This is a genomic window from Pantoea sp. MHSD4 (assembly GCF_021043305.1).
Lineage (GTDB): Bacteria > Pseudomonadota > Gammaproteobacteria > Enterobacterales > Enterobacteriaceae > Pantoea > Pantoea eucalypti.
Genome location: NZ_JAJNDH010000002.1, coordinates 153,698 through 177,243 on the forward strand (window position 1 = coordinate 153,698; position 23,546 = coordinate 177,243).

26 protein-coding genes, 1 other RNA gene and 1 other annotated feature are annotated in these 23,546 nt (G+C 54.3%); of the genes, 14 read left to right on the plus strand and 13 right to left on the minus strand.

Annotated features, from left to right (window positions below):
- Positions 1–34: 34 nt before the first annotated feature.
- The gene (locus LQK91_RS07505; RefSeq protein WP_008924903.1) at positions 35–1,069 is read right to left on the minus strand and encodes a PLP-dependent cysteine synthase family protein; all 1,035 of its coding nucleotides are present in this window, start codon (positions 1,067–1,069) and stop codon (positions 35–37) included.
- A gap of 116 nt (positions 1,070–1,185) precedes the next feature.
- On the opposite strand from LQK91_RS07505, the gene LQK91_RS07510 reads away from it, so the two are divergent.
- The 5 genes from LQK91_RS07510 to amtB all read left to right on the plus strand — a co-directional run bounded on the left by LQK91_RS07510 (position 1,186) and on the right by amtB (position 7,126).
- Positions 1,186–1,647 (plus strand): Lrp/AsnC family transcriptional regulator, encoded by a 462-nt coding sequence (locus tag LQK91_RS07510; RefSeq protein ID WP_033742960.1) that lies wholly within the window; start codon positions 1,186–1,188, stop codon positions 1,645–1,647.
- 24 nt (positions 1,648–1,671) lie between these two features.
- Positions 1,672–3,441, plus strand: a complete 1,770-nt coding sequence (locus tag LQK91_RS07515) for a SmdA family multidrug ABC transporter permease/ATP-binding protein (protein ID WP_105099434.1) — start codon at positions 1,672–1,674, stop codon at positions 3,439–3,441.
- Positions 3,434–5,209 carry a SmdB family multidrug efflux ABC transporter permease/ATP-binding protein gene (locus LQK91_RS07520; protein WP_008924906.1) on the plus strand — a complete coding sequence of 592 codons (1,776 nt, stop codon included), beginning with the start codon at positions 3,434–3,436 and terminating at the stop codon, positions 5,207–5,209. Before LQK91_RS07515 ends, LQK91_RS07520 begins: the two co-directional genes overlap by 8 nt.
- 257 nt (positions 5,210–5,466) lie before the next feature.
- The gene (gene glnK / locus LQK91_RS07525) at positions 5,467–5,805 is read left to right on the plus strand and encodes a P-II family nitrogen regulator (protein ID WP_003850469.1); all 339 of its coding nucleotides are present in this window, start codon (positions 5,467–5,469) and stop codon (positions 5,803–5,805) included.
- A 34-nt stretch (positions 5,806–5,839) separates the two neighbouring features.
- A complete protein-coding gene (gene amtB / locus LQK91_RS07530; protein WP_003850465.1) occupies positions 5,840–7,126 on the plus strand; it encodes an ammonium transporter AmtB in 1,287 nt (428 codons plus the stop codon).
- Between the two features lie 49 nt (positions 7,127–7,175).
- Here the strand turns inward: amtB and tesB are convergent, their stop codons facing one another.
- Positions 7,176–8,039, minus strand: coding sequence for an acyl-CoA thioesterase II (gene tesB, locus LQK91_RS07535; protein ID WP_003850463.1), 864 nt, complete (start codon positions 8,037–8,039; stop codon positions 7,176–7,178).
- A gap of 190 nt (positions 8,040–8,229) precedes the next feature.
- Here tesB and LQK91_RS07540 point away from each other — a divergent pair, with 190 nt between their 5' ends.
- The gene (locus LQK91_RS07540) at positions 8,230–8,787 is read left to right on the plus strand and encodes a YbaY family lipoprotein (protein WP_008924908.1); all 558 of its coding nucleotides are present in this window, start codon (positions 8,230–8,232) and stop codon (positions 8,785–8,787) included.
- Between the two features lie 30 nt (positions 8,788–8,817).
- Here LQK91_RS07540 and LQK91_RS07545 read toward each other — a convergent pair whose 3' ends face one another.
- Positions 8,818–9,135 (minus strand): MGMT family protein, encoded by a 318-nt coding sequence (locus LQK91_RS07545; protein WP_039659087.1) that lies wholly within the window; start codon positions 9,133–9,135, stop codon positions 8,818–8,820.
- Positions 9,136–9,322: 187 nt separating this feature from the next.
- On the opposite strand from LQK91_RS07545, the gene ffs reads away from it, so the two are divergent.
- An RNA gene (gene ffs / locus LQK91_RS07550) (signal recognition particle sRNA small type) lies at positions 9,323–9,419 on the plus strand.
- Positions 9,420–9,554: 135 nt separating this feature from the next.
- Here the strand turns inward: ffs and LQK91_RS07555 are convergent.
- From LQK91_RS07555 to LQK91_RS07565, 3 genes are all read right to left on the minus strand, one after another.
- Entirely contained in the window at positions 9,555–9,770 is a 216-nt protein-coding gene (locus LQK91_RS07555; protein WP_003850458.1) for an HHA domain-containing protein, read from the minus strand.
- Positions 9,771–9,794: 24 nt separating this feature from the next.
- The gene (gene tomB / locus LQK91_RS07560; RefSeq protein ID WP_003850455.1) at positions 9,795–10,172 is read right to left on the minus strand and encodes an Hha toxicity modulator TomB; all 378 of its coding nucleotides are present in this window, start codon (positions 10,170–10,172) and stop codon (positions 9,795–9,797) included.
- A gap of 147 nt (positions 10,173–10,319) precedes the next feature.
- Positions 10,320–10,673 carry a hypothetical protein gene (locus LQK91_RS07565; RefSeq protein WP_003850454.1) on the minus strand — a complete coding sequence of 118 codons (354 nt, stop codon included), beginning with the start codon at positions 10,671–10,673 and terminating at the stop codon, positions 10,320–10,322.
- A gap of 340 nt (positions 10,674–11,013) precedes the next feature.
- Here LQK91_RS07565 and LQK91_RS07570 point away from each other — a divergent pair, with 340 nt between their 5' ends.
- Genes LQK91_RS07570 through LQK91_RS07580 form a run of 3 tightly spaced genes read left to right on the plus strand, consistent with a single transcriptional unit; the run spans position 11,014 to position 13,412 of the window.
- Positions 11,014–11,682 carry a metal ABC transporter ATP-binding protein gene (locus LQK91_RS07570; protein ID WP_008924910.1) on the plus strand — a complete coding sequence of 223 codons (669 nt, stop codon included), beginning with the start codon at positions 11,014–11,016 and terminating at the stop codon, positions 11,680–11,682.
- On the plus strand, positions 11,679–12,518 hold the full coding sequence (locus LQK91_RS07575; RefSeq protein WP_003850449.1) for a metal ABC transporter permease: 840 nt from the start codon (positions 11,679–11,681) through the stop codon (positions 12,516–12,518). The genes LQK91_RS07570 and LQK91_RS07575 overlap by 4 nt, the downstream gene beginning before the upstream one ends.
- A gap of 15 nt (positions 12,519–12,533) precedes the next feature.
- Entirely contained in the window at positions 12,534–13,412 is an 879-nt protein-coding gene (locus LQK91_RS07580) for a metal ABC transporter substrate-binding protein (RefSeq protein WP_003850447.1), read from the plus strand.
- Positions 13,413–13,457: 45 nt separating this feature from the next.
- Here the strand turns inward: LQK91_RS07580 and ykgO are convergent, their stop codons facing one another.
- The 4 genes from ykgO to LQK91_RS07600 all read right to left on the minus strand — a co-directional run bounded on the left by ykgO (position 13,458) and on the right by LQK91_RS07600 (position 18,389).
- A complete protein-coding gene (ykgO, locus tag LQK91_RS07585; RefSeq protein ID WP_003850445.1) occupies positions 13,458–13,598 on the minus strand; it encodes a type B 50S ribosomal protein L36 in 141 nt (46 codons plus the stop codon).
- A gap of 3 nt (positions 13,599–13,601) precedes the next feature.
- Positions 13,602–13,862, minus strand: a complete 261-nt coding sequence (locus LQK91_RS07590) for a type B 50S ribosomal protein L31 (RefSeq protein ID WP_008924911.1) — start codon at positions 13,860–13,862, stop codon at positions 13,602–13,604.
- Positions 13,863–14,023: 161 nt separating this feature from the next.
- Entirely contained in the window at positions 14,024–17,179 is a 3,156-nt protein-coding gene (locus tag LQK91_RS07595) for a multidrug efflux RND transporter permease subunit AcrB (protein ID WP_003850443.1), read from the minus strand.
- Positions 17,180–17,195: 16 nt separating this feature from the next.
- Positions 17,196–18,389, minus strand: a complete 1,194-nt coding sequence (locus LQK91_RS07600; RefSeq protein ID WP_003850440.1) for an efflux RND transporter periplasmic adaptor subunit — start codon at positions 18,387–18,389, stop codon at positions 17,196–17,198.
- A 142-nt stretch (positions 18,390–18,531) separates the two neighbouring features.
- Between LQK91_RS07600 and acrR the strand changes: the two genes are divergently transcribed.
- Positions 18,532–19,170 carry a multidrug efflux transporter transcriptional repressor AcrR gene (acrR, locus tag LQK91_RS07605; protein ID WP_003850439.1) on the plus strand — a complete coding sequence of 213 codons (639 nt, stop codon included), beginning with the start codon at positions 18,532–18,534 and terminating at the stop codon, positions 19,168–19,170.
- On the opposite strand, the gene rsmS is transcribed toward acrR, so the two are convergent.
- From rsmS to priC, 3 genes are read right to left on the minus strand one after another with little or no spacing between them, the layout of a single operon-like run.
- Positions 19,167–19,319, minus strand: a complete 153-nt coding sequence (gene rsmS, locus LQK91_RS07610) for a pleiotropic regulatory protein RsmS (protein ID WP_003850436.1) — start codon at positions 19,317–19,319, stop codon at positions 19,167–19,169. The genes acrR and rsmS overlap by 4 nt on opposite strands.
- A gap of 8 nt (positions 19,320–19,327) precedes the next feature.
- Complete coding sequence (locus tag LQK91_RS07615) at positions 19,328–19,573, minus strand: membrane protein (RefSeq protein WP_008924913.1); 246 nt, start codon at positions 19,571–19,573, stop codon at positions 19,328–19,330.
- 57 nt (positions 19,574–19,630) lie between these two features.
- Positions 19,631–20,161: a primosomal replication protein PriC gene (priC, locus tag LQK91_RS07620; protein WP_003850432.1), complete on the minus strand. Its 531-nt coding sequence runs from the start codon at positions 20,159–20,161 to the stop codon at positions 19,631–19,633.
- Positions 20,162–20,218: 57 nt separating this feature from the next.
- Between priC and LQK91_RS07625 the strand changes: the two genes are divergently transcribed.
- The 3 genes from LQK91_RS07625 to dnaX all read left to right on the plus strand — a co-directional run bounded on the left by LQK91_RS07625 (position 20,219) and on the right by dnaX (position 23,540).
- Positions 20,219–20,608 (plus strand): DUF454 family protein, encoded by a 390-nt coding sequence (locus tag LQK91_RS07625; RefSeq protein WP_003850431.1) that lies wholly within the window; start codon positions 20,219–20,221, stop codon positions 20,606–20,608.
- Positions 20,609–20,752: 144 nt separating this feature from the next.
- The gene (apt, locus tag LQK91_RS07630) at positions 20,753–21,304 is read left to right on the plus strand and encodes an adenine phosphoribosyltransferase (protein WP_008924915.1); all 552 of its coding nucleotides are present in this window, start codon (positions 20,753–20,755) and stop codon (positions 21,302–21,304) included.
- Positions 21,305–21,461: 157 nt separating this feature from the next.
- Positions 21,462–23,540: a DNA polymerase III subunit gamma/tau gene (gene dnaX / locus LQK91_RS07635; RefSeq protein WP_105099433.1), complete on the plus strand. Its 2,079-nt coding sequence runs from the start codon at positions 21,462–21,464 to the stop codon at positions 23,538–23,540.
- Positions 22,882–22,943 (plus strand) — a sequence feature (DnaX frameshifting element). (Overlaps the previous gene by 62 nt.)
- Positions 23,541–23,546 lie beyond the last annotated feature (6 nt).

A 23,546-nucleotide genomic window follows, 5' to 3' on the forward strand; every position in this document is an offset into this window, starting at 1 on the left:
GGATTGCCGTGCACCGGACAGGATGTCCGGTTTTTTATTCCAGCTCGCGCTGCCACGGCGTGATATCGCCAATATGTTTTGCTACCCACTCTGGCTGATAGTAGCTATCGGGATAACGTTCGCCACTGTCGCAAAGCAGTGTCACCAGCGCCCCTTGCTGATTTGCCGCCCGTAAGCGTTTCGCCACCTGCATCATGCCCCAGAAATTAGTGCCGGTAGAGGCGCCAGGTTTGCGTCCCAGAATCTTTTCCAGTTTCAGCATGGCGGCCAGCGTCGCACCATCCGGCACTTTTATCATTTCATCGATCACGTCAGGCATAAACGAGGGTTCTACCCGTGGACGGCCAATCCCCTCGATCATGCTGCCGCGCGTGCTGGTCAGAGTGGCATCACGCTGCCTCCAGTAGTCGAAAAAGACAGAATGCTGCGGATCCACTACCAGCATTTTCGTTTCCAGTCCCTGGTAACGAATATAGCGGCCCAGGGTCGCTGAAGTGCCGCCGGTGCCTGCACTCATGATGACAGTATGGGGAATGGGATAGGGCTCGTGCTGCATCTGACGAAAGATGCTCTCTGCAATGTTGTTATTGCCACGCCAGTCTGTCGCGCGTTCAGCGTAAGTAAACTGATCCATAAAATGGCCATTCAGCTGCCGCGCCAGCCGTTCAGACTCTGCGTAAAGCTGGCAGGGATCCTCGACAAAATGGCACTGTCCGCCATAAAACGCGATCTGCTCAATTTTACGCTTCGCTGTACTGGCGGGCATCACTGCAATAAACGGCAGGCCCAGCAGCCTTGCGAAGTACGCCTCAGAAACGGCAGTGCTGCCTGACGAGGCTTCTATAATCGGCGTATCCTGTTTAATCCAGCCATTAGAAAGGCCGTAAAGAAACAGAGATCGTGCCAGCCGATGTTTAAGACTGCCACTGGGATGGGTGCTCTCATCTTTCAGATAGAACCAGATGCCGGGAAAATCCGCCAGATCGAACCGGATCAAGTGGGTCTCTGCCGATCGTTGAAAGTCAGCATTAATTTCGTTGATAGCGTGACGAATCCAGCAAGTGTGCATCTCAGGCGTCCGATAAAAAATAATGAGACTATTTTATGGCACGTGCAGGAAAAAGAGATTGCAAAATTACCGCTAAAATCGCGGTAATGGAGAAAATGATTCTCTCGGAGCCCCGAATGTTAGATAAAACTGACCTCAAATTGCTCGCGCTACTGCAGCAGGACTGTACCCTGTCACTGCAGGCATTGGCGGATGCCGTCAACCTTACCACCACACCCTGCTGGAAGCGCCTGAAAAAACTGGAAGATGATGGCATTATTCGCGCTCGGGTAGCGTTGCTGGATGGTGATAAAATCGGACTGTCACTGACGGCATTTATGTTTGTGAAAACCCAGCAGCACAGCCGCGACTGGTATCAGACTTTTGTCTCCGTGGTGAGTAGCATGCCGGAGGTCATGGCCTTTTACCGCATGGCAGGGGAGTATGATTACCTGCTGCGCATTCAGGTGGCCGATATGAAAAGCTATGATGCTTTTTACAAGCGAGTAGTCAATGGGGTGCCCGGCCTGATTGATGTGACATCCAGCTTCGCCATGGAAGAGATTAAATACACCACGGCTTTACCTGTCGCCCTCTGAGGGCCTGAGATTGAGAGCAGCGTTGTGCGATTATTCAGTCAGTTAAGTTGGTATTTCCTGCGGGAGTGGCGGCGCTATCTGGGCGCGGTCATCCTGCTTATTGTTATTGCTATTCTGCAGTTGCTGCCGCCGCATGTAGTCGGCGTGATTGTCGATGGTGTAACACGTGACAACATGAGTTCCAGCCGCATCATGATGTGGATTGGGATCATGCTGGCAACGGCAATCGTGGTCTATCTGCTGCGCTATGTCTGGCGCGTCCTGTTGTTTGGTGCCTCCTACCAGCTGGCGGTTGAACTGCGCGAAGATTTTTATCGCCAGTTGAGTCGTCAGCAACCGGCATTTTACCTGCGTCACCGCACCGGCGACCTGATCGCGCGCGCCACCAACGACGTGGACCGGGTGGTGTTTGCGGCCGGAGAAGGGGTACTGACGCTGGTCGATTCGCTGGTGATGGGATGTGTGGTGTTACTGGTGATGAGTACTCAGATCAGCTGGCAACTGACGCTGCTGGCGCTGGTGCCGATGCCGATTATGGCTATCGTGATCCATCGTTACGGCAATCAGTTGCACCACCGCTTTAAGCTGGCACAGGCGGCCTTCTCCAGCCTCAACGATCAGACGCAGGAGAGCCTGACCAGCATCCGGATGATCAAAGCCTTTGGTCTGGAACAGCATCAGTCGCAGCAATTTTCCGACATCGCCCGTGATACCGGGGAAAAAAACCTGCGCGTCGCGCGGGTCGATGCCCGTTTCGATCCCACAATCTACATCGCGATCGGTTTCTCAAACCTGCTGGCGATTGGCGGCGGCAGCTGGATGGTGTGGCATGATCAGATGACGCTGGGACAGCTCACCAGTTTTGTGATGTATCTCGGCCTGATGATTTGGCCAATGCTGGCGCTGGCGTGGATGTTTAATATTGTCGAACGCGGCAGCGCCGCCTGGAGCCGCATCAGTGCGCTGCTGGCAGAAGCGCCAGCGGTGGAAGATGGCGATAAATCTTTACCCCACCAACCCGGCATGCTGCAGGTCGCTATTCGCGCCTTTCACTATCCGGCCAGCACAGGTCCGGTGCTAAGCGATATCATCTTCCAGTTGAAACCCGGTGAAATGCTGGGACTGTGCGGGCCAACCGGCAGTGGCAAAAGCACACTGCTCAGCCTGATTCAGCGTCACTTTGATATTCAGCAGGGTGACATCCGCTACCATCAGATCCCGCTGCCGCAGTTACGGCTGGACAGCTGGCGCAGCCGTCTGGCCGTAGTCAGCCAGACACCGTTCCTGTTCTCAGACAGTGTGGCGAACAATATTGCATTGGGGAAACCGGGCGCAACCCAGCTGGAGATAGAACGTGCAGCTATGCTGGCCTGTGTTCATGACGATATCCTGCGTCTGCCGCAGGGTTATGAAACGGAAGTCGGGGAGCGCGGCGTCATGCTGTCCGGTGGACAGAAGCAGCGTCTTTCGATTGCCAGGGCACTCCTGCTGAATGCCGAAATCCTGATTCTGGACGACGCACTTTCTGCAGTGGATGGACGTACCGAACACGAAATCCTGCATAATCTGCGCATCTGGGGGCAGGGGAAAACACTGATTATCAGCGCACACCGCCTGTCGGCGCTGACAGAAGCCAGTGAAATTCTGGTGCTGCAACAGGGCAGCGTGATGCAGCGAGGCGATCACGATGCGCTGGCCAGCAGTGCTGGCTGGTATCGTGATATGTACCGGTATCAGCAACTCGAAGCGGCACTGGATGATGATGAAAATGAGAAAGGAGTGCCGCATGGCTAAGTCTGCACGCTTGTGGCCAACCCTGAAGCGTCTGCTGAGCTACGGCAAGCCATGGCGCAAATCTCTGTCGCTGGCGGTTGGCATGCTCTGGATTGCTGCCGCAGCGGAAGTGACCGGCCCGGTGCTGGTCAGCTATTTTATTGATAACCTGGTGGCGAAGCATCAGATGCCCTGGGGTATCGTTGCCGGACTGGTGGTGAGTTTTATTCTGCTTCAGTTACTGGCCGCCGGGCTGCACTACTGGCAGGCGCTGTTATTCAACCGTGCCGCAATTGGTGTGGTCCAGCAGTTGCGCTGTGACGTGATGAATGCAGCACTCTGTCAGCCGCTGAGCGCCTTTGATACCCAGCCGGTCGGTCAAATCATTTCGCGTGTGACGAACGACACCGAAGTCATCCGTGATCTCTACGTCACGGTGGTCTCCACTGTACTGCGCAGTGCTGCACTCGTTGGCGCCATGATGGTAGCGATGTTCAGCCTTGACTGGCGCATGGCACTGGTGGCGATGATGATCTTCCCGCTGGTACTGATAGTCATGTTTATCTATCAGCGCTACAGCACGCCGATTGCCCGACGGGTTCGTAGTTATCTGGCAGACATTAACAACGGCTTTAACGAAGTGATCAGCGGCATGAGCGTGATTCAGCAGTTTCGCCAGCAGGCGCGATTTGGTGAGCGTATGGGCGAAGCGAGTCGCTCCCACTATCTGGCGCGAATGGAGACGCTGCGTCTTGATGGCTTTCTGCTGCGCCCTCTGTTGAGCCTGTTTTCAGCGATGGTACTGTGTGGGTTGCTGATCCTGTTCAGCTTCTCGGTGCCTGGCGTGTTTGAAGTCGGGGTGTTGTATGCCTTTATTACTTACCTGGGCCGCCTGAATGAGCCGCTGATTGAGCTGACCACGCAGCAATCGATGCTGCAACAGGCGGTGGTTTCTGGTGAGCGTATTTTCGAGCTGATGGATGCTACGCAGCAGCAATATGGCATCGACCCGCAGCCACTGGCTTCAGGTCGTATCACCCTGAACAATCTCAGTTTTGCCTACCGTGAAAACCGCGATGTACTCAGTGATATCAATCTTGACGTCGCACCGCGTGAATTCGTGGCACTGGTGGGCCATACCGGCAGCGGCAAGAGTACTCTGGCTAATTTGCTGATGGGCTACTACCCGGTGACGCGCGGCGAAATCCGGATTGATGACCGGCCTATTGGTGACCTGAGTCATGCCGTGCTGCGACACGGTATCGCGATGGTGCAGCAGGATCCGGTCGTCCTGGCCGATACGCTGCTGGCCAATGTCCGGCTGGGCCGCGACATCAGCGAAGAGGCTGTCTGGCAGGTGCTCCAGCAGGTACAGCTGGCGCCACTGGCGCAGGCTTTACCAGAGGGAATTCATACCCGGCTGGGCGAGCAGGGCAATAATTTGTCGGTCGGACAGAAGCAGCTGCTGGCGCTGGCCCGGGTACTGGTTGATCTGCCGCAGATACTTATCCTCGACGAGGCAACAGCCAATATCGACTCCGGTACCGAACAGGCGATTCAGCAGACACTTGCGACGCTTCGTCAGCACAGTACGCTGGTGGTGATTGCGCACCGACTATCAACGATTGTGGAAGCGGACAAGATCCTGGTGCTGCATCGCGGTCGTGTGGTGGAGCAGGGTACCCATCAGCAACTGCTGGCGATGCAGGGACGCTACTGGCAGATGTATCAGCTACAACAGGCAGGTGAAAATCTGGCGTCGGGCGTGCCTGTAACATCTGAAGGTTGAGCTGCACCTTTTTTGAGCATGTTTATCAGAATAATCTGTACAAATGCACTCCTTTGACGCCTTAAGCACCAAAGGAGTGCAGTCCCTGGCAGTATTCCCCTTCATCCAGGCTTCAGGTTTCCGCTACGGTTAAAACCATGCCTTGCCGCGTCTCGCCTGACTCACTGATTAACGTCAGTTTTACACTCTGGCACAGGCTTTGCTTATATCCCTTCGTGTCCATAAACGTTACCAATTTACTCGCTGGAGGGGATCCAATGAAGCTGGTCACCGTCGTAATTAAGCCATTCAAGCTGGAGGATGTACGTGAAGCTTTATCCTCTATCGGCATTCAGGGACTGACCGTCTCCGAAGTGAAGGGGTTTGGCCGTCAGAAAGGCCATGCAGAGCTTTATCGTGGCGCAGAATACAGCGTAAATTTCCTGCCAAAAGTCAAAATTGATATCGCGATTGCCGATGATCAGCTGGACGAAGTGGTGGATGTCATCAGTAAAGCGGCTTACACCGGCAAAATTGGCGACGGTAAGATTTTCGTGGCTGAACTGCAGCGCGTCATCCGTATTCGTACCGGCGAGACCGATGAAGCCGCTCTGTAATCAAGACTCAGTACTGTGATGGGATGGAATAAAAATGAATAAAATGTTAGCTAAGTTGGGCCTCACCAGCCTGGCACTGTTACCCTCACTCGCGATGGCTGCGCCTGCCGTTGCGGACAAGGCTGATAACGCATTTATGATGATTTGCACCGCGCTGGTGCTGTTTATGTCAATTCCAGGTATCGCGCTGTTTTACGGTGGTCTGATTCGCGGCAAAAACGTTCTGTCGATGCTGACCCAGGTCGCGGTGACCTTCTCGCTGGTTTGCGTATTGTGGGTGGTCTACGGCTACTCCCTGGCGTTCAGTGAAGGCAATGCTTTCTTTGGTGGCTTTGGCTGGGCCATGCTGAAAAACATTCAACTTACCGCCGTAATGGGCAGTTTCTATCAGTATATCCACGTCGCTTTCCAGGCCTCATTTGCCTGTATCACCGTGGGCCTGATTGTCGGTGCGATCGCTGAACGTATCCGCTTCTCTGCAGTACTGATTTTTGTCGGTGTCTGGCTGACGCTCTCCTATTTACCTATCGCGCACATGGTGTGGGCGGGCGGTTTCCTGGCTCAGGATGGTGCGCTGGACTTTGCTGGCGGTACAGTAGTGCATATTAACGCCGCAGTAGCAGGTCTGGTGGGCGCTTATCTGGTAGGCAAACGTGCTGGCTTTGGTAAAGAGGCCTTTAAGCCACACAACCTGCCAATGGTCTTCACCGGCACCGCGATTCTTTATGTTGGCTGGTTCGGCTTCAACGCCGGTTCTGCGTCTGCAGCAAATGAAATCGCGGCATTGGCCTTCCTGAACACCGTCGTCGCAACCGCGGGCGCAGTCCTGGCATGGACCTTTGGCGAGTGGGCGGTACGTGGTAAGCCTTCTCTGCTGGGTGCCTGTTCAGGCTTTATTGCCGGTCTGGTAGCGATTACCCCAGCCTGTGGTTACGTTGGCGTGGGCGGATCCTTGATCATCGGTCTGGTTGGCGGCCTGGCAGGATTGTGGGGTGTGACCACCCTGAAGAAATGGCTGCGTGTGGATGATCCCTGCGATGTGTTCGGCGTACACGGCGTCTGCGGAATTGTAGGCTGTATTCTGACTGGCGTGTTTGCTTCCTCTTCACTGGGCGGCGTGGGCTATGCACAGGGCGTTACCATGGGCCATCAGGTCTGGGTGCAGCTGTTCAGCGTCGGCCTGACTATCGTCTGGTCGGGTGTTGTCGCCTTTATCGGCTTCAAGCTGGCTGACCTGATTGTTGGTCTGCGTGTACCGGAAGAGCATGAGCGTGAAGGTCTGGATGTAAACAGCCACGGCGAGAACGCTTACAACCAGTAATGTGTCAGTACGGAAAAGATTAATCGGGGGCGAGAAATCGCCCCTTTTTTTATTCGCTGCGCTGACGCATCACGCCTTCCTGAACCGTCGACGCCACCAGCACACCTTGCTGATTGTAAAACTCACCCCGGACAAAACCGCGTGCGCCAGAAGCCGAGGTACTGACTACGCTGTAGAGCAGCCATTCAGTGAAGTCGAACGGGCGATGGAACCACATGGAATGGTCGATCGTGGCGACCTGCATGTCCGGTTCTAAAAAGCCTTTGCCGTGCGGCTGAAGCGCGACCGGCAGGAAATTGAGATCGGAAGCATAGCCGAGCAGGTACTGATGAATACGTAAGTCGTCAGGTAGTGGGCCAGTGGCACGGATCCAGACCTGGCGCTCAGGCTTAGCCACATGTCCCCGCAACGGGTTGTGAATCTGTACCGGACGGATCTCCAGCGGACGTTCAGCAATGAATTTCTCGCGTAGCTTTTCTGGCAGAAGATGTGCCATTTTCTGCGCCATCGCCTGTTCAGTTAACAGGTTTTCAGGCCCGACGACTTCAGGCATCGGATTTTGATGTTCAAATCCGCTTTCCGGCGACTGAAACGATGCGGTCATGTAAAAAATCGGCTGTCCATTCTGAATGGCACTTACCCGCCGGGCACTGAAACTTTTGCCATCACGCAGCGTTTCAACATCATAGATAATCGCTTTCTGGCTATCGCCGGGCCGCAAAAAGTAGCTGTGGAAAGAGTGGATAACGCGATCTGGCGGAACGGTTTGCTTAGCGGCATAAAGCGCCTGACCGACCACCTGACCGCCAAAAACCTGGCGCAGACCCAGATCTTCGCTCTGGCCGCGATATAGACCCTCTTCGAGTTTTTCCAGATTTAACAGATTCAGCAGATTTTGCAGTGCCTGACTCATGGCGCATTCCTCAATAAAGTGACCTGCTCAGTGTGAAAGATCGGACCAGTTAACGTCAATCAGACTTTCCGCTTTAGCTGAGCCAGGCAAAATTTCATTTTTGTGCCAACATTAAGGACATACGGCGAGTGAAACGCTGTAAGCAGGATTCGCTGCCGACAATCATTTTGATCAAATGGAGACGACATCAATGAAACTCAGGCATGTGTGTAGTGGTGTAATTATGGCGCTTGCTGTTGCGGGATGCGCCGATAAGAGTAAACCCGTTCCGACCCCCACTCTGGGTTCTGCGGTTGCAGGCCAGACCGCGGCAATTGCGCAGCCTAACGTAAGTGGCTCTGTATTTATCCGCCAGCGCATTGCGCTGCCGCCGGATGCGGTGTTAACGGTAACCCTGTCTGATGCCTCTGTATCCGACGCACCATCAAAAGTGCTGTCGCAACGCGTGGTGCGTACTGAAGGTAAACAGGCACCGTTCCAGTTCGTGCTGCCGTTTAACCCGGCCGACATCCAGCCTAATGCGCGCATTCTGTTAAGCGCAGCGATCTCAATCGACGGCAAGCTGGCTTTTGTCACTGAAGGCGTGAAGCCGGTGATCAACCAGGGTGGCACTAAAGCTGAACTGCTGCTGGTACCCGTGCCATCAATGGCGATGCCAACCCAGCCGGGGGCAGCGACCACCGTTCCTTCGACCTCACCGACTCAGGTGACGCCGTCTGCAGCTGTTCCTGCACCAACCCATATTTAATCACTTTTCGGGGCGACCTTGTCGCCCCTTTTACTGCCTGAAATCCCAGCGATACGTTCCGATATCAAGCTGTCCCTCATCACTTACCTCTATGCCTTCGGCTTCCAGTGCATCGCGCTGTCTGAACAGACGGTCGCCCTGCAGTGAAATTTTACCGTGACGATTGACGACGCGATGCCAGGGAAGGGCAGTACCTTCAGGTAACCGACTGAGCACGCCGCCGACCTGACGTGCCGCCCGCGGAGAACCTGCCAGCAGCGCCACATCGCCATAGGTAGTGACATGGCCATACGGAATAGCGGCAACAATTTGCCAGATGCGTTGCTGAAAGGTGTCAGGCTGATCCATGTGTTTATTTCATCTGCTTATTTCATCAGGAATAGGGTCTTAACTTTAGCATGGGGAGAAAGCAGTGAAAGCGTTATAGCAGCGGTTGTTCAAGAAAACAACGGTTGTCCCGACTACGCTTGCAATTGCACCCTCCTTCCCAGATAATGCCCCCGCTCTCGTAAAGAGGGCTTGTCAATGGGGGCCCTGTTGGTTCTCCCGCAATGCTAGCTTGTGAACTCGGTCAGATCCGGAAGGAAGCAGCCGTAGCAGGTGACGCGTGTGCCGGGATGTAGCTGGCAGGGCCCCCACCACTTTCTCCCTCGCAATATCCCTTCACAGAAACTGCAGACAGGCAAAACCCGCCTAGCCGATTGGTTTGACGGCAGGCAGGAATATCCGGTACTAAAAAGTGTAAAGCTAAGTACTAATCAATAAAACTAGCGGACAAATTTCCAGACTGAACCCGGGACTTTATCGTAAAGCTTGTTCATCGTCAGTTCTGCCAGACGATGGTCAGCTGCCGAGTAAAATACCGCTAACTCATCTTCAGGTAATTCATACTTATTTTTTTCAATGACCCTTTCCAGGGTATCCAGTGAACGGCAACGCCGTAGTCGCATCAAATAATCAGTTTTAGTCAGGGTTTTGTTCATAAATAAACCGTTCTCATGTCTGTACTATAATGAATGGCTCGGTTGCTGGAGAAAAGCGCACTCTTCAGTGAACAGATTAAATAAGCGTTTAGCTGAACGTTGCCACCGTTGAAGATCCGGACTATTGACACCATAGTTGCTGAATAACATAAAGGTATCATCAAGATATTCATCGATTTGCGAAATCAGCGCTTCATCTTCAACGTGCTTAATTTTGTAATTCATGGTGAAAGAGGCGATGTGCTCAATCAAATCGTTAAGCTGCAGATTGCTTTCAGAAGTGGGATCATTTACCCAGCCATGATGGCTGTCGGTTAATGTTGCCATGCTGTCGTCAAACAGGCTTTCACATAGGTATTTAAGCTGGGCAATATCATGCCGTTTCGGTGAGTATTCGTCCATCTTTTTCCCCTCCATAGCTAGCACAGTTGCCGCAGGGCAGCGAGTCACGATAACGCCGCCGGGAAGCGATTATTCGGGCAGTTATTAAACGGGATATCTTAAAGATAGTGTAAAACCATTAGTTCTGCTCACCTCCATTACTAAATATTACAATTCATCGCTGGGGGAGGGTTGTGCATTGTCAATCGCATCAAACTCAAGTGCACCGGGCACAATGCGAAACTTCACCTGCTCCGATTGCGTTACTGTTTCATTTAAATCCTGACAAGGACTAAATAAATTCCAGTCAAAATCGTAAAGTAATTTAAAACTATCCAGATCCTGATATTCAACACAAATAATTTTTAAACTGCCAGGAACTAACTGCGCATTCTGCGAATACCAGCGTAAATCCCCTACCAGCAAATCTGTTATTTTGAGAATATTCCGCTGAACAATCTCCGCTAATTTTGTGCAGTCTGATTCGCCTACAGCAATATCACATTCAATTCGTGACAACATATCTGGTCCGCTTATAACCGTTAATAAACCTATCATTGGATTTCTGCAACCAGTTTGCAAGCCAGCAGAGCACAAAACCGTTAATTGTTAACCTGCGCCAGTGGTGTGAGCAGGCTGCATCGCATGTCTGCGACTGCCAGTGACACCTGGTGTTATTTATCTTTTGATACACATTCGCGCATAGGTGCAACAACAATATCCGATATATTATTGTTATGTTATAACATATTGGTGAAGTGATGCGTCAGAGTGGATTACTTATGTCATTAGGTGGGCGACTGGCTATCGCACTGCTGTTCATTGCGCTGCTTGCTGTGGCGATAAAATGGGGGATCAGCGCATGATCCGGTTCAACGCACTTCGCGCGGGCTATCAGGGACAGGCTGTTACCCCCGCCATCAATGGTCAGCTCAGCGCTGGCTCGATGACAGCCCTGGTCGGCGCGAATGGTAGCGGCAAATCAACACTGTTAAAAACCATCGCGGGCTTGCTGCCACCAATAGCGGGGCGCTGCGAGCTGCAGGTTTCGCGGCGGGCTATTGGCTGGATGCCACAGCGTACTGAACTGGAGACGCGCTTTCCCCTGACGGTATTTGAACTGGTTTCAATTGGCTGCTGGCCTCGCTGCGGCTGGTTCGGCGGCATCAACCGGGAACTGCGTCGGGAAATCTGGCAGGCGCTGGAGGCGGTTCAGATGCGTGATTATGCAGATGCGCAGCCCGCGACCTTATCGGGCGGACAGCTTCAGCGCGTCTTGTTTGCGCGACTGATGTTGCAGCGCAGCCAGCTCTGGCTACTGGATGAGCCTTTTAACGGCATTGATAGTCAGACGGTAACATTACTGATGTCGATACTGGAACAGCAACAGCAGGCTGGAACAACGCTGCTGGTGGTGCTGCACGACCGTCCACTGGTCGCTCGCTACTTCAGTAATGTGATGTCGATGGATGATACGGAGGTCAGTTGCACCTGGCTCCCTGATCCCCCTCTGCGGAGTTATGCGCCGTGACGTTGATACAGCCTTTTATTGAGTTTGGGTTTATGCGGCGCGCACTGGTTGCCTGCGTCGCGCTGGCTATCAGTGCCACGCCACTCGGCGTATTTCTTTCGCTGCGCCGTATGAGTCTGATTGGCGATGCATTATCACATGCCGTGTTGCCGGGTGCGGCTATTGGCTATCTGATCTCCGGACTGTCACTGGTCGCGATGGGTATCGGCGGCCTGATCGCAGGTTTAGCCGTGGCGCTGCTCTCGGGCGCGGTGAGTCGATACACGCCCTTAAAAGAGGATGCCAGTTTTGCCGGGTTTTATCTCGGTTCGCTGGCGCTGGGCGTCACGCTGGTCTCACTGCGCGGCTCAAGCGTGGATCTGCTGCACGTGCTGTTTGGCTCGCTGCTGGCGGTGGACAACGCTGCACTGTTGCTGGTTGGCGGCATCGCCGCCTTTACGCTGATTATGCTGGCGATCATTTATCGTCCGCTGGTCATCGATGCCTTTGACAGTGACTTCCTGCGGGCGCAGGGAAAATGGAGTGCACCGCTGGTGCATGGTCTGTTTTTAATGCTGGTGGTGCTGAATCTGGTGGCGGGCTTTCAGGTGCTGGGCACGCTGATGTCGGTGGGATTAATGATGCTGCCCGCTGCCAGCGCCCGTTTCTGGAGTCGCCATCTTGCCGCGATGCTGGCTATCGCCATTTTCATGGCAATGCTTTCAGCCCTGGCTGGCCTGATGCTCTCCTGGCACTTTTCATTACCGGCCGGTCCCGCTGTGGTGCTGAGCGCCGCCATGCTGTTTTTTTTCTCCATTCTTGCAGGGCCATGCGGCGGGATTTTGCGCCGCCATTAATCTTAAGGGGTATCTATGAAAAAATTACCGGTTAGCCTGGCGCTCGCTGCGCTGTTTGCCACGCCATTTGCAATGGCAAAAACGGTGGATGTCGTGGCCAGTTTTACTGTGCTGGCAGATATCGTCAAACAGGTCGGCGGCGATCATGTCAACGTAAAAAGTCTGGTGGGACCGAATGGCGATCCCCATACGTTTGAACCGACGCCACAGGACAGCCAGGCATTGGCGAAGGCCGATCTGGTGTTTGTCAGCGGACTGGGGCTGGAAGGGTGGATGGATCGCCTGGTCAGCGCGTCGGGATATCGCGGGCAGCCCGTGGTCGCTTCAACGGGTGTGACTACCCGCAGCATGGAGGAGGAGGGCAAAACGGTGACCGATCCACACGCCTGGAACAGCATGCAGAACGGCGTTATCTACGCGACCAACGTGATGAATGCGCTGGTCAAAGCCGACCCTGAAGATGCACCAGCAATCCGCAAGCGTGGGCAGAATTACATACAGCAACTGCAGGCGCTGGATAGCTGGGCAAAAACGGCCTTTGATGCTATTCCAGTCGACAAACGTAAAGTGCTGACCAGTCACGATGCGTTTGGTTACTTTGGACAGCGATATGGCGTAACGTTTCTGGCACCCGTCGGATTCTCTACTGAAGCAGAAGCGAGTGCCAGCAACGTGGGGAGCTTAATCAACCAGCTCAAACAGCAGCACATTAACCGCTATTTCATCGAGAATCAGACGGACCCGCGGTTAGTGAAACAGATAGCCAGCGCGACCGGTGCTGAGCCAGGTGGTGAGCTCTATCCGGAAGCGTTATCCACGGCTTCTGGCCCGGCGGCGACTTATCAGGCGGCCTTTAAACATAACGTGAATGCGATGCTGAAGAGTATGCAATAGGCATAAAAAAGGCCGGGCGAGCCCGGCCAGTCATCACGACACAAACTAGCGTTTCTTCTTCCTTCCCTGTACAGCCTTAAAGCGTGGATTTGTTTTACAGATGACGTAAACACGTCCTTTCCTGCGCACCACTTTGCAATCCCGATGGCGATTTTTGGCGGAGCGCAGAGAGCTTAATACCTTCATGAGTTACCTCTTCTTTGCGGCCAGGAAAGAACCGAAACGCTGGTTAAAGCGTGCGGTGCTGCCTTCTTTAGCAAAATCTTTCTGTTTGCCGGTGTAGAAAACATGCGAGGCGGATGACACGTCCAGAGTGACGTAGGGCAGTGTTTCGCCTTCGAACTCAACTGTGCGATCGGTTTTAATGGTGGATCCGATTTTGAACCACACATCCGCGGATGTGTCATGGAAGACCACGTGACGATAGTGAGGATGAATATTCGCTTTCATAATGCACGCCTATGTAATGTTATAATATAACATTATTATGCGCCGCACCTTTTGAGATTGCAACTGTCGTAGCGCTGGTTCAGGTGAAGTGGCAGGAGAGAAGGAGGGTGGAATCGCAGGCATAAAAAAGGCCGCTTGCGCGGCCTCAGATGATTTACAGCTTAGTGAGTCTGGTTATGTTCAACCGGATGACTGTTCGCTGATTCTTCTTTTTTCTTGCCAAAGCGGCGGCGTACTACCACAAAGAACACCGGCACAAAGAAGATTGCCAGGATGGTCGCGGTAACCATACCACCGATTACGCCTGTACCTACCGCGTTCTGCGAACCGGAGCCAGCACCGGTACTGATCGCCAGCGGCAGTACCCCGAGAATAAACGCCAGTGACGTCATCAGGATAGGACGCAGACGCATACGACACGCTTCCAGCGCAGCTTCAATCAGCCCTTTGCCCTCTTTATCCATCAAATCTTTAGCAAATTCGACAATAAGGATGGCGTTCTTGGTCGAGAGGCCGATGGTGGTCAGTAACCCGACAACAAAGTAGACGTCATTACTTAAGCCACGCAGAGTGGTAAAGAGCAGTGCACCAATGACCCCGAGCGGGACAACCAGCATAACCGAGAAGGGAATCGACCAGCTCTCGTACAGTGCGGCGAGACACAGGAAGACCACAATCAGCGAGATAGCATAGAGCGCAGGAGCCTGATTACCGGACAAGCGTTCCTGATAGGACATGCCAGTCCAGTCATAGCCGATACCGGCAGGCAGTTTCGCCGCCAGCTCTTCCATCAGATCCATTGCCGCACCCGAACTTTTACCGGGAGCTGCCTGTCCCAGGATTTCCATCGCAGGCAGGCCGTTGTAACGCTCAAGGCGCGGTGAACCATACTGCCATTTCGCTGACGAGAAGGCAGAGAAGGGCACCATGGTTCCACTGCTGTTGCGCACGAACCATTTACCAATGTCGTCCGGCAACATGCGAGAGTCCGCTTTACCCATCACGTAAACTTTTTTCACACGACCGCGGTCAATGAAGTCGTTCACGTAAGAGCCACCCCAGGAAGCCGCCAGCGTAGTGTTGATATCACTGAGTGATACGCCCAGTGCCTGCGCTTTTTCCTGATCGATCGTCAGCTTGTACTGCGGTGTATCTTCCATACCGTTCGGGCGCACGCCAACCAGCGTATCAGGATGCTGTGCAATCATACCAAACAGCTGATTACGCGCTTCCGTCAGCTTATCGTGACCCAGGTTATTCTGATCGATGAGCTCAAAATCGAAGCCAGTCGCGTTACCCAGTTCAATGATAGCGGGCAGGTTGAACGGAATGACCATCGCATCTTTGATTGCGCCCAGCGCCTTCATGGCGCGGCCAGCAATCGCCGGAACTTTCATGTCTGCGCCGGTACGCTCATCCCACGGCTTGAGACTGACGAAGGCGATACCGGTATTCTGTCCACGACCAGCAAAGCCGAAGCCGTTAACGGTGAACACCGATTTAACCGTGTCTTTCTCCTGCGTCAGGAAGTAGTCCGTGACCTGATCCAGCACTTTCTGAGTACGCTCCTGCGTTGCGCCTGCAGGCAGCTGCGCCTGAGCCAGCAGCAGACCCTGATCCTCTTCCGGTAAGAATGAAGAGGGCAGTCGCATAAACAGAAACGCCATTCCGACCACGATGACCAGATAGATCAGCATGTAGCGACCCGTACTGCGAACCATGTGGCCGACACCATCCACATAGTGACTGGTGCTTTTGTCGAATATACGGTTGAACCAGCCGAAGAAACCGGTGGTTTTCCCGTGATCGCCTTTTTTGATCGGTTTCAGCATGGTGGCACAGAGTGCCGGCGTCAGAATAAAGGCGACCAGCACCGATAGCGCCATCGCCGAAACGATAGTAATGGAGAACTGGCGATAGATAACGCCGGTCGAGCCACCAAAGAACGCCATCGGAATAAATACAGCGGCCAGTACCAGCGCGATACCGACAAGTGCGCCCTGAATCTGCTCCATTGAACGCTTCGTTGCTTCTTTTGGCGGTAATCCTTCTTCCGCCATCACGCGCTCAACGTTCTCAACCACCACGATGGCGTCATCCACCAGCAAGCCGATGGCCAGCACCATCCCGAACATCGTCAGGGTGTTTATCGAATAACCAAATGCGTTGATAACGGCAAACGTACCCAGCAGTACCACGGGCACAGCGATAGTCGGAATGAGCGTGGCGCGGAAGTTCTGCAGAAACAGATACATCACCAGGAACACCAGCACAATCGCTTCGATCAGCGTTTTCACCACTTCGAAAATCGAGATCTTAACGAAAGGTGTGGTGTCATACGGATAGACCACTTTCAATCCGGCCGGGAAGGTCGGCTGTAATTTGGCCAGTTCTTCTTTCACCGCATTGGCGGTATCCAGCGCATTCGCACCGGTGGCCAGCTTGATACCGATACCGGACGCAGGCTTGCCATTATAACGGGCAACGATTTCGTAGTTTTCTGCACCGAGTTCAATCCTTGCCACATCACGCAGACGAACCTGAGAACCATCTTCGTTCACTTTGAGCAGGATTTTGCCGAACTCATCCGTTGAGGTCAGACGGGTTTGCGCAATGATTGAGGCGTTGAGCTGCTGTCCTGGCACCGGCGGCGTACCACCTAACTGACCGGCAGCGACCTGGGTGTTCTGAGTGTTCAGCGCACTGATCACATCAACCGGCGTCAGGTTGTAGTTGTTCAGCTTGTGCGGATCCATCCAGATACGCATCGCGTACTGCGCACCAAATACCTGGGTATCACCCACGCCTTTGGTACGGCTGATCGGATCTTTGATTGATGACGAAATAAAGTCAGAAATGTCATTCTGCGTCATGTTGTCATCGTCGCTGATGAAGCCCGCAACCATCAGGAAGCTACTGGACGATTTCTTAACCTGAATCCCCTGTTGCTGCACTTCCTGCGGCAGCAGCGGCGTCGCCAGCTGCAGTTTGTTCTGCACCTGAACCTGCGCGATATCTGCATCTGTACCCGACTCAAAGGAGATGGTCAGGGTCAGCGTACCGGATGAATCGCTGCTCGAGGACATATACATCAGTCCATCGATACCGTTCATGTTTTGTTCGATAACCTGGGTCACCGAGTCCTGCAGCGTTTTAGCATCCGCACCAGGGTAGGTGGCCTGAATCTCAATCGCCGGCGGGGCAACATTGGGATATTGCTCGATCGGAAGTTTGAGAATCGACAGCGCACCGACCAGCATGATGATGATGGCAAGCACCCACGCAAAGATGGGTCGATCGATAAAGAACTTAGCCATGAATCAACGGCTCCTGTTATGACGGTGACTTGTCAGACTGCGGCTTTGAATCGGGTGCCGCTTTCGCATCGTCTGAGACTTCTTGTGGGGTCACCTGTGCGCCCGGCTTGGCACGCTGCAGACCGGTGCTGATCACACGTTCACCCGCTTTAACACCGTCAGTGACTAACCATTTGTCGCCAATCGCCTGAGAGGTGGTGACCTGACGCGCTTCAACTTTGTTATCTGCACCCACGACCATGACCGTTGCCTGACCCGTTGGGGTACGGGTTACCGCCTGTTGCGGAACCAGCAATGCATCAGGATTGGTGCCTTCATCCAGACGCGCACGAACAAACATGCCCGGTAACAGGGTATGGTTCGGGTTCGGGACAATGGCGCGCAGGGTGATAGAACCGGTGGTTTCATCAACGGTGACGTCAGAGAACTCCAGCGTACCAGGCTGTGGATAGCTGCTGCCGTTCTGCATCAGCAGTGTCACGTTGGCTTTGCCCTCGCTCTGCTTCAGCTGACCCGACTCCAGTTCTGAACGTAAGCGCATAAAATCTTCGCTCGACTGGGTGACGTCGACATACATGGGATCAAGTTGCTGCACGGTGGCCAGTGCGGTGGTTTGTGCGCTTTGTACCAGCGCACCTTCCGTTACCGACGATTTACCGATGCGGCCACTGATAGGCGAGGTGACTTTGGTGTAAGCCAGATTAATGCGGGCCGTTTCGACATTGGCTTTTGCTACCTGAACTGCAGCCTCGTTTTGCGCGGCTGTAGCAACAGCGGTGTCATAATCCTGCTGACTGATATATTTGGTGCCGAGCAGAGGTTTATAACGTTTGACGGTCAGCTGAGCGATATGTGCGTTAGCCTGCGCCTGCGTTAAATCACCTTTGGCGCTGTCATAGGCTGCCTGATAGGTAGCCGGATCGATCTGATAGAGAGACTGACCTGCTTTAACGTCGCTTCCTTCAATAAAGTTACGCTTCAGAATAATACCGGACACCTGCGGACGGACTTCAGCCACACGGTATGCCGAGGTGCGGCCTGGTAATTCAGTTGAAATCTTAAGGGGTTCCGTTTTCAGTGTAACAACACCTACGGCTGGCGGTTGCTGGGCGGCTTGTTGGGATTTATTGTTGTCACATCCTGTTAACAAAAAGCTGCCTGATAGCATCAGGACGGCCGCCAGAGGCGATAATCCTCTGATTTTATTCATAAATAAACCTCTAGTGTCCGGTATCAATTGGTCAATGGATCACAAAATGAAAAACCCATTGCTGTGGCAAGGCGCAGGTCATGCTATGGTACATACATTCACAAATGTATGTAAACTTACCTGTTTGTAAAAAAAGCCCACTATGGCACGAAAAACCAAAGCGCAAGCACTTGAAACACGGCATCAAATTCTTGATGCCGCTATTGTTCTCTTTTCGCAGCAGGGCGTCTCAGCCACCTCACTGGCAGATATCGCCACCGCAGCCAGCGTTACGCGCGGGGCAATCTACTGGCATTTCAAAAACAAAGCCGATGTATTACACGAAATATGGCTTCGTTGTGATGCGGGTCTGGACGATGTGGAACTTGAGTATCAGACAAAATACCCTGGCGATCCACTCTCTGTGTTGCGCGCAATGCTGGTCTATATCTTTGAAGCGACTGCAAAGGATCCACAGCGACGCGCGTTGATGGAGATCATTTTCCATAAATGCGAGTTTGTGGGCGAAATGTCAGCACTGAAGAATATGCAACAAAGCTTACTGCTGGAATGCTACGATAAAATTGAAGATGTCCTGCGCCAGTGCATTGACGCCGGACAACTTCCGGGCACTCTCAGCACGCGTCAGGCTGCCCTGATTATGCGCGGTTACGTCAACGGTATGATGGAAAGCTGGCTGTTTTCGCCGGACAGTTTTGATTTAGCCGCAGACGCACCCGTTCTGACCAACGCCTTTATCGATATGCTGCGCCTCAGTCCGACGCTGACGGCTTCCTGTTAGGTCGGCTGGCTATCGCGCTTGTTCTCGAAATCGCGCTGCACCATAGCCAGCGCGGAGAGCACGGTCTCAACCGGCAATTGATGCTCTTCCAGTAGCTGAATCAGATCAACAGCCAGTTTGACGTCGTCAGGGGCGTTTTCCAGTGACATCTTGTCTCCTAAATACGTAATCGGGCCGCGACCAGCAGCATCAGTAACGCGCCGACAATCGCTATGCCCAGGGCGCCAGCATGCAGCGTTGCCAGCGAGCCCAGTTCAAAATAGGCGGCGATATAGCCGCCGATCAGTGCGCCGATCATCGACAGCGTCAGGGTCGCCATCAGGCCACCGGGCCGACCCGGTATCAGCAGACGCTTTAACAGGCCCAGCAGTAGCCCGCAAATTAGCCAGCTCAGTAAACCCATGGTTCGTCTCCAGGCAGAATTGCACTCAGTATAGAAGCGCTTTTCTCACGCTGCGCTTTATTCGCTGTGCTCACCGCCGCGCAGGGAAGCGCCCCATTCGACAGAGCGAATCGCCTGACGACAGCGCGCCAGTCTTCCCTCTAGTGTTTCCAGATCCTGCTTCAGCTGACGCTGGACCGCCAGCGTTTCGGCCAGTGCCAGCCGCTGTTCACGCTGATCGATCATCGCCAGTAAGCGCCGTTCAAATTCACGGTACTCCTGATATTTTGAGGCGCGTGGGTTCTTAACCGGCTGTTCACGTTGGGTACGCAGCTTTTGGGTACTCGCCTCGCGTTGCAGGGCAGCAATCTGATCCACCAGGTGTTCAGCCAGCCAGGCACTGCGCGCCAGATCGTTGACGCTGTCGCACAGTCGGGCGAAATTCTGTTCCACTTCCAGCAGGTAATCTGCCAGCCGCGTGCCTTTGGTGTGAAAAAGCTGCGAGTCAAAGCGTGGCATACGGCACTCACCATCCGGATGACGCGCAATCTCCTGACGCAGGTCGATCAGAAGCTGTTGCAGGCGCTGTTGCAAAGCGATCGCACTCATCGCGTGACGTCCGGTTGTGCTAACGTAGTCGGATGAGGAAAGAGCTGGGCGGGATTCATGCAACGCATTCTGTTATTAACCCTCGGCTGGCTGGCGATTGTGCTGGGGACGCTGGGCATTGTATTACCTTTATTACCTACCACGCCATTCATGCTGCTTGCGGCCTGGTGTTTTGCGCGGTCATCGCCGCGCTTCCATCACTGGCTGCTGTGGAAATCGCCATTTGGCCGCTATCTGCGTCACTGGCAACAGCATCGCGCAATGCCACCGGGCGCCAAAGTCCGTGCTATCTGCCTGATAGTCGCAACATTTAGTCTTTCGCTTTTCCTGGTGCATCAGCTCTGGGTACGCATCATGCTGCTGATCATGCTGGCGGCGCTGCTGCTGTTTATGTGGCGTATTCCGGTGGTGGCAGAAGCAGCGGACGCACCCAAGTCGCCGCGATAAAGTTGCATTTAGCCGGTCATTTGCTTAGATTTGGGCGTCTTCGTGCGTGGCTTCCCTTTGTGAATTGACTTCCGCTGAGCCTTTTACCAGGTATTAGCGCTTTTGAAGCTGCGCGAAACAGAATTTTTTACCAGGCGTATCATTATGACCGACACTGCGCAGCAGCTTGAATTCATTAAAAACAGCATTAAAAGTATTCCCGATTATCCTAAGCCAGGCATCCTGTTCCGCGATGTCACCAGCCTGCTGGAAGATCCCAAAGCCTATGCCGCGTCGATTGCGCTGCTGGTTGAGCGTTACCGTAATAAAGGCATCACTAAAGTGGTGGGTACGGAAGCGCGCGGTTTCCTGTTTGGTGCCCCGGTGGCATTAGGCCTCGGTGTCGGTTTTGTTCCGGTGCGTAAGCCCGGCAAACTGCCGCGTGAGGTTTACAGTGAAGCTTATGAGCTGGAATATGGCACCGATCAGCTGGAATTGCACAAAGATGCCATCCAGCCGGGCGATCTGGTGCTGGTGGTTGATGACCTGCTGGCGACCGGTGGGACCATCGAAGCGACCGTTAAACTGATCCGTCGTGCAGGCGGTGAAGTGAAAGACGCGGCTTTCATTATTAACCTGTTCGATCTGACCGGTGAATCGCGTCTCAATGCCCTGGGCGTTGAGAGTTACAGCCTGGTCAAATTCCCCGGCCACTAAGCCACTCTTTCGGCCTTGCCACCCGGCGAGGCCGTCACGCCTCTGGCGTCAAGATAACGAGTGCCAGCCAAAAGCGTAGCTGATAGACTACTGCAATCTTATACAGGGGTTGCAGAGCGTCTGCGCTCATCTTTCCATCCAACTTCGTCGAATCCACATGAGCTATCAGGTACTTGCGCGAAAATGGCGTCCCCAGGCTTTTGCTGATGTTGTCGGTCAGGAACATGTTCTGACGGCGCTGGCGAATGGATTGTCTCTGGGACGCATCCATCATGCTTATCTCTTCTCCGGCACCCGCGGCGTGGGGAAAACCACCATTGCGCGTCTGCTGGCCAAAGGCCTTAACTGCGAAACCGGTATCACCGCCACGCCCTGTGGTCAGTGTGATAACTGCCGTGAAATTGAGCAGGGCCGCTTTGTCGATCTGATCGAGATTGACGCCGCATCGCGTACCAAGGTTGAAGACACCCGCGATCTGCTCGACAACGTGCAGTACGCCCCGGCCCGTGGACGCTTCAAAGTCTATCTGATTGATGAAGTGCATATGCTGTCGCGTCACAGCTTCAATGCGCTGTTAAAGACGCTGGAAGAGCCGCCTTCACACGTTAAGTTTCTGCTGGCGACTACCGATCCGCAGAAACTGCCGGTGACGATTCTTTCGCGTTGCCTGCAGTTCCATCTCAAAGCGCTGGATGTTGATCAAATCCGCCAGCAGCTCGAGCATGTGCTGAAGCAGGAACAGATTGAGAGCGAAACCCGGGCGCTTCAGCTGCTGGCGCGCGCCGCCGATGGCAGTATGCGCGATGCGCTGAGCCTCACCGATCAGGCGATTGCCATGGGGCAGGGCGCGGTGACCAGCAGCACGGTCAGCGTCATGCTCGGCACGCTGGATGATGAACAGCCGCTTGGGCTACTGGAAGCGCTGGTGGACGGTGACGGTCAGCAGGTCATGACACTGCTGAGCCAGGCGGCTTCACGCGGTGTGGAATGGGAGGCGTTGCTGGTGGAGATGCTGCGCCTGCTGCACCAGATTGCAATGGTGCAACTGCTGCCGGCTTCGCTCAGCGATGATGACGAGAGCAACGCTCTGCGACTGCGTGAACTGGCTCGCGTGGTGCCGCCCGCAGATCTGCAACTCTATTATCAGACGCTGTTGATGGGCCGCAAAGATCTGCCGATTGCGCCCGATCGCCGCATGGGCGTGGAGATGACGCTGCTGCGCGCACTGGCGTTCCACCCCAAAGCGGCGGTGGCAGAACCGATTGCCCGTCCCGCGCTAACCCAGCAGATGGCACCTGTCGCGCCGGCGCAGACGGCACCGGCACCTTCCGGGCCTTCACCTGTCGCACGACACGCGGCAGCACAGCCCGCCACATCGTCACCTGCTCAGACAGCGTCACCTGTGGCGCAGCAGCCTCAGCAGCCGATGCCTGCGCCGCAACAGCACGTTGCCGCTCAGCCGCAGATGGCCGCGCCCGATGCAGCTCCGCAACCCGCGCCGCCGCCGGATGCGGCACCGGAAGCGCCACTTTCAAGCTCCACCAGCCAGCTCCTCCAGGCGCGCACGCAGTTGTTGCGTCAGGGAGCGAACAAACCAAAAAAGAGTGAGCCGGCGGCGCCAGGTGCGCGGCCGGCCAACTCGGCACTGGAGCGGCTGGCTTCGGTTACCGAGCGCAGTCAGCAGCGTATCCGCGATCGCGAGCCTGCCGCGCCGGTAAAAGAGGAAGCGTACCGCTGGAAAGCCGTTAATCAGCAGGTTGAAGTGGCAGAGCCGGTCGCGACGCCGAAGGCCTTGCGTTCTGCGCTGGAGCATGAGAAAACCCCTGAGCTGGCGGCGCGACTGGCGGAAGAAGCGCAACAGCGCGATCCCTGGGCCGCAGAGATTGCGACTCTGCCGCTGCCAAAACTGGTGCAGCAGCTGGCATTAAATGCCTGGAAAGAGACCACCGAAAACGGGGTCTGCCTGCATTTACGCAGCAGTCAGCGTCATCTGAATTCACCGTCGGCGCAGCAGGTGTTATGCGATGCACTGAGTGAGCGTGCCGGGCAGAAAGTTGAACTCTCGGTCGTTGAAGACGATAATTCATCGGTGTTGACGCCACTGGAGTGGCGTCAGGCCATTTACGAAGAGAAACTGGCGCAGGCGCGTCAGTCGATCACCTGTGATACCCACATCCAGACGCTGCAGCGATTTTTCGATGCTGATCTGGATGAGGAGAGTATCCGACCTGTTTGAACACGC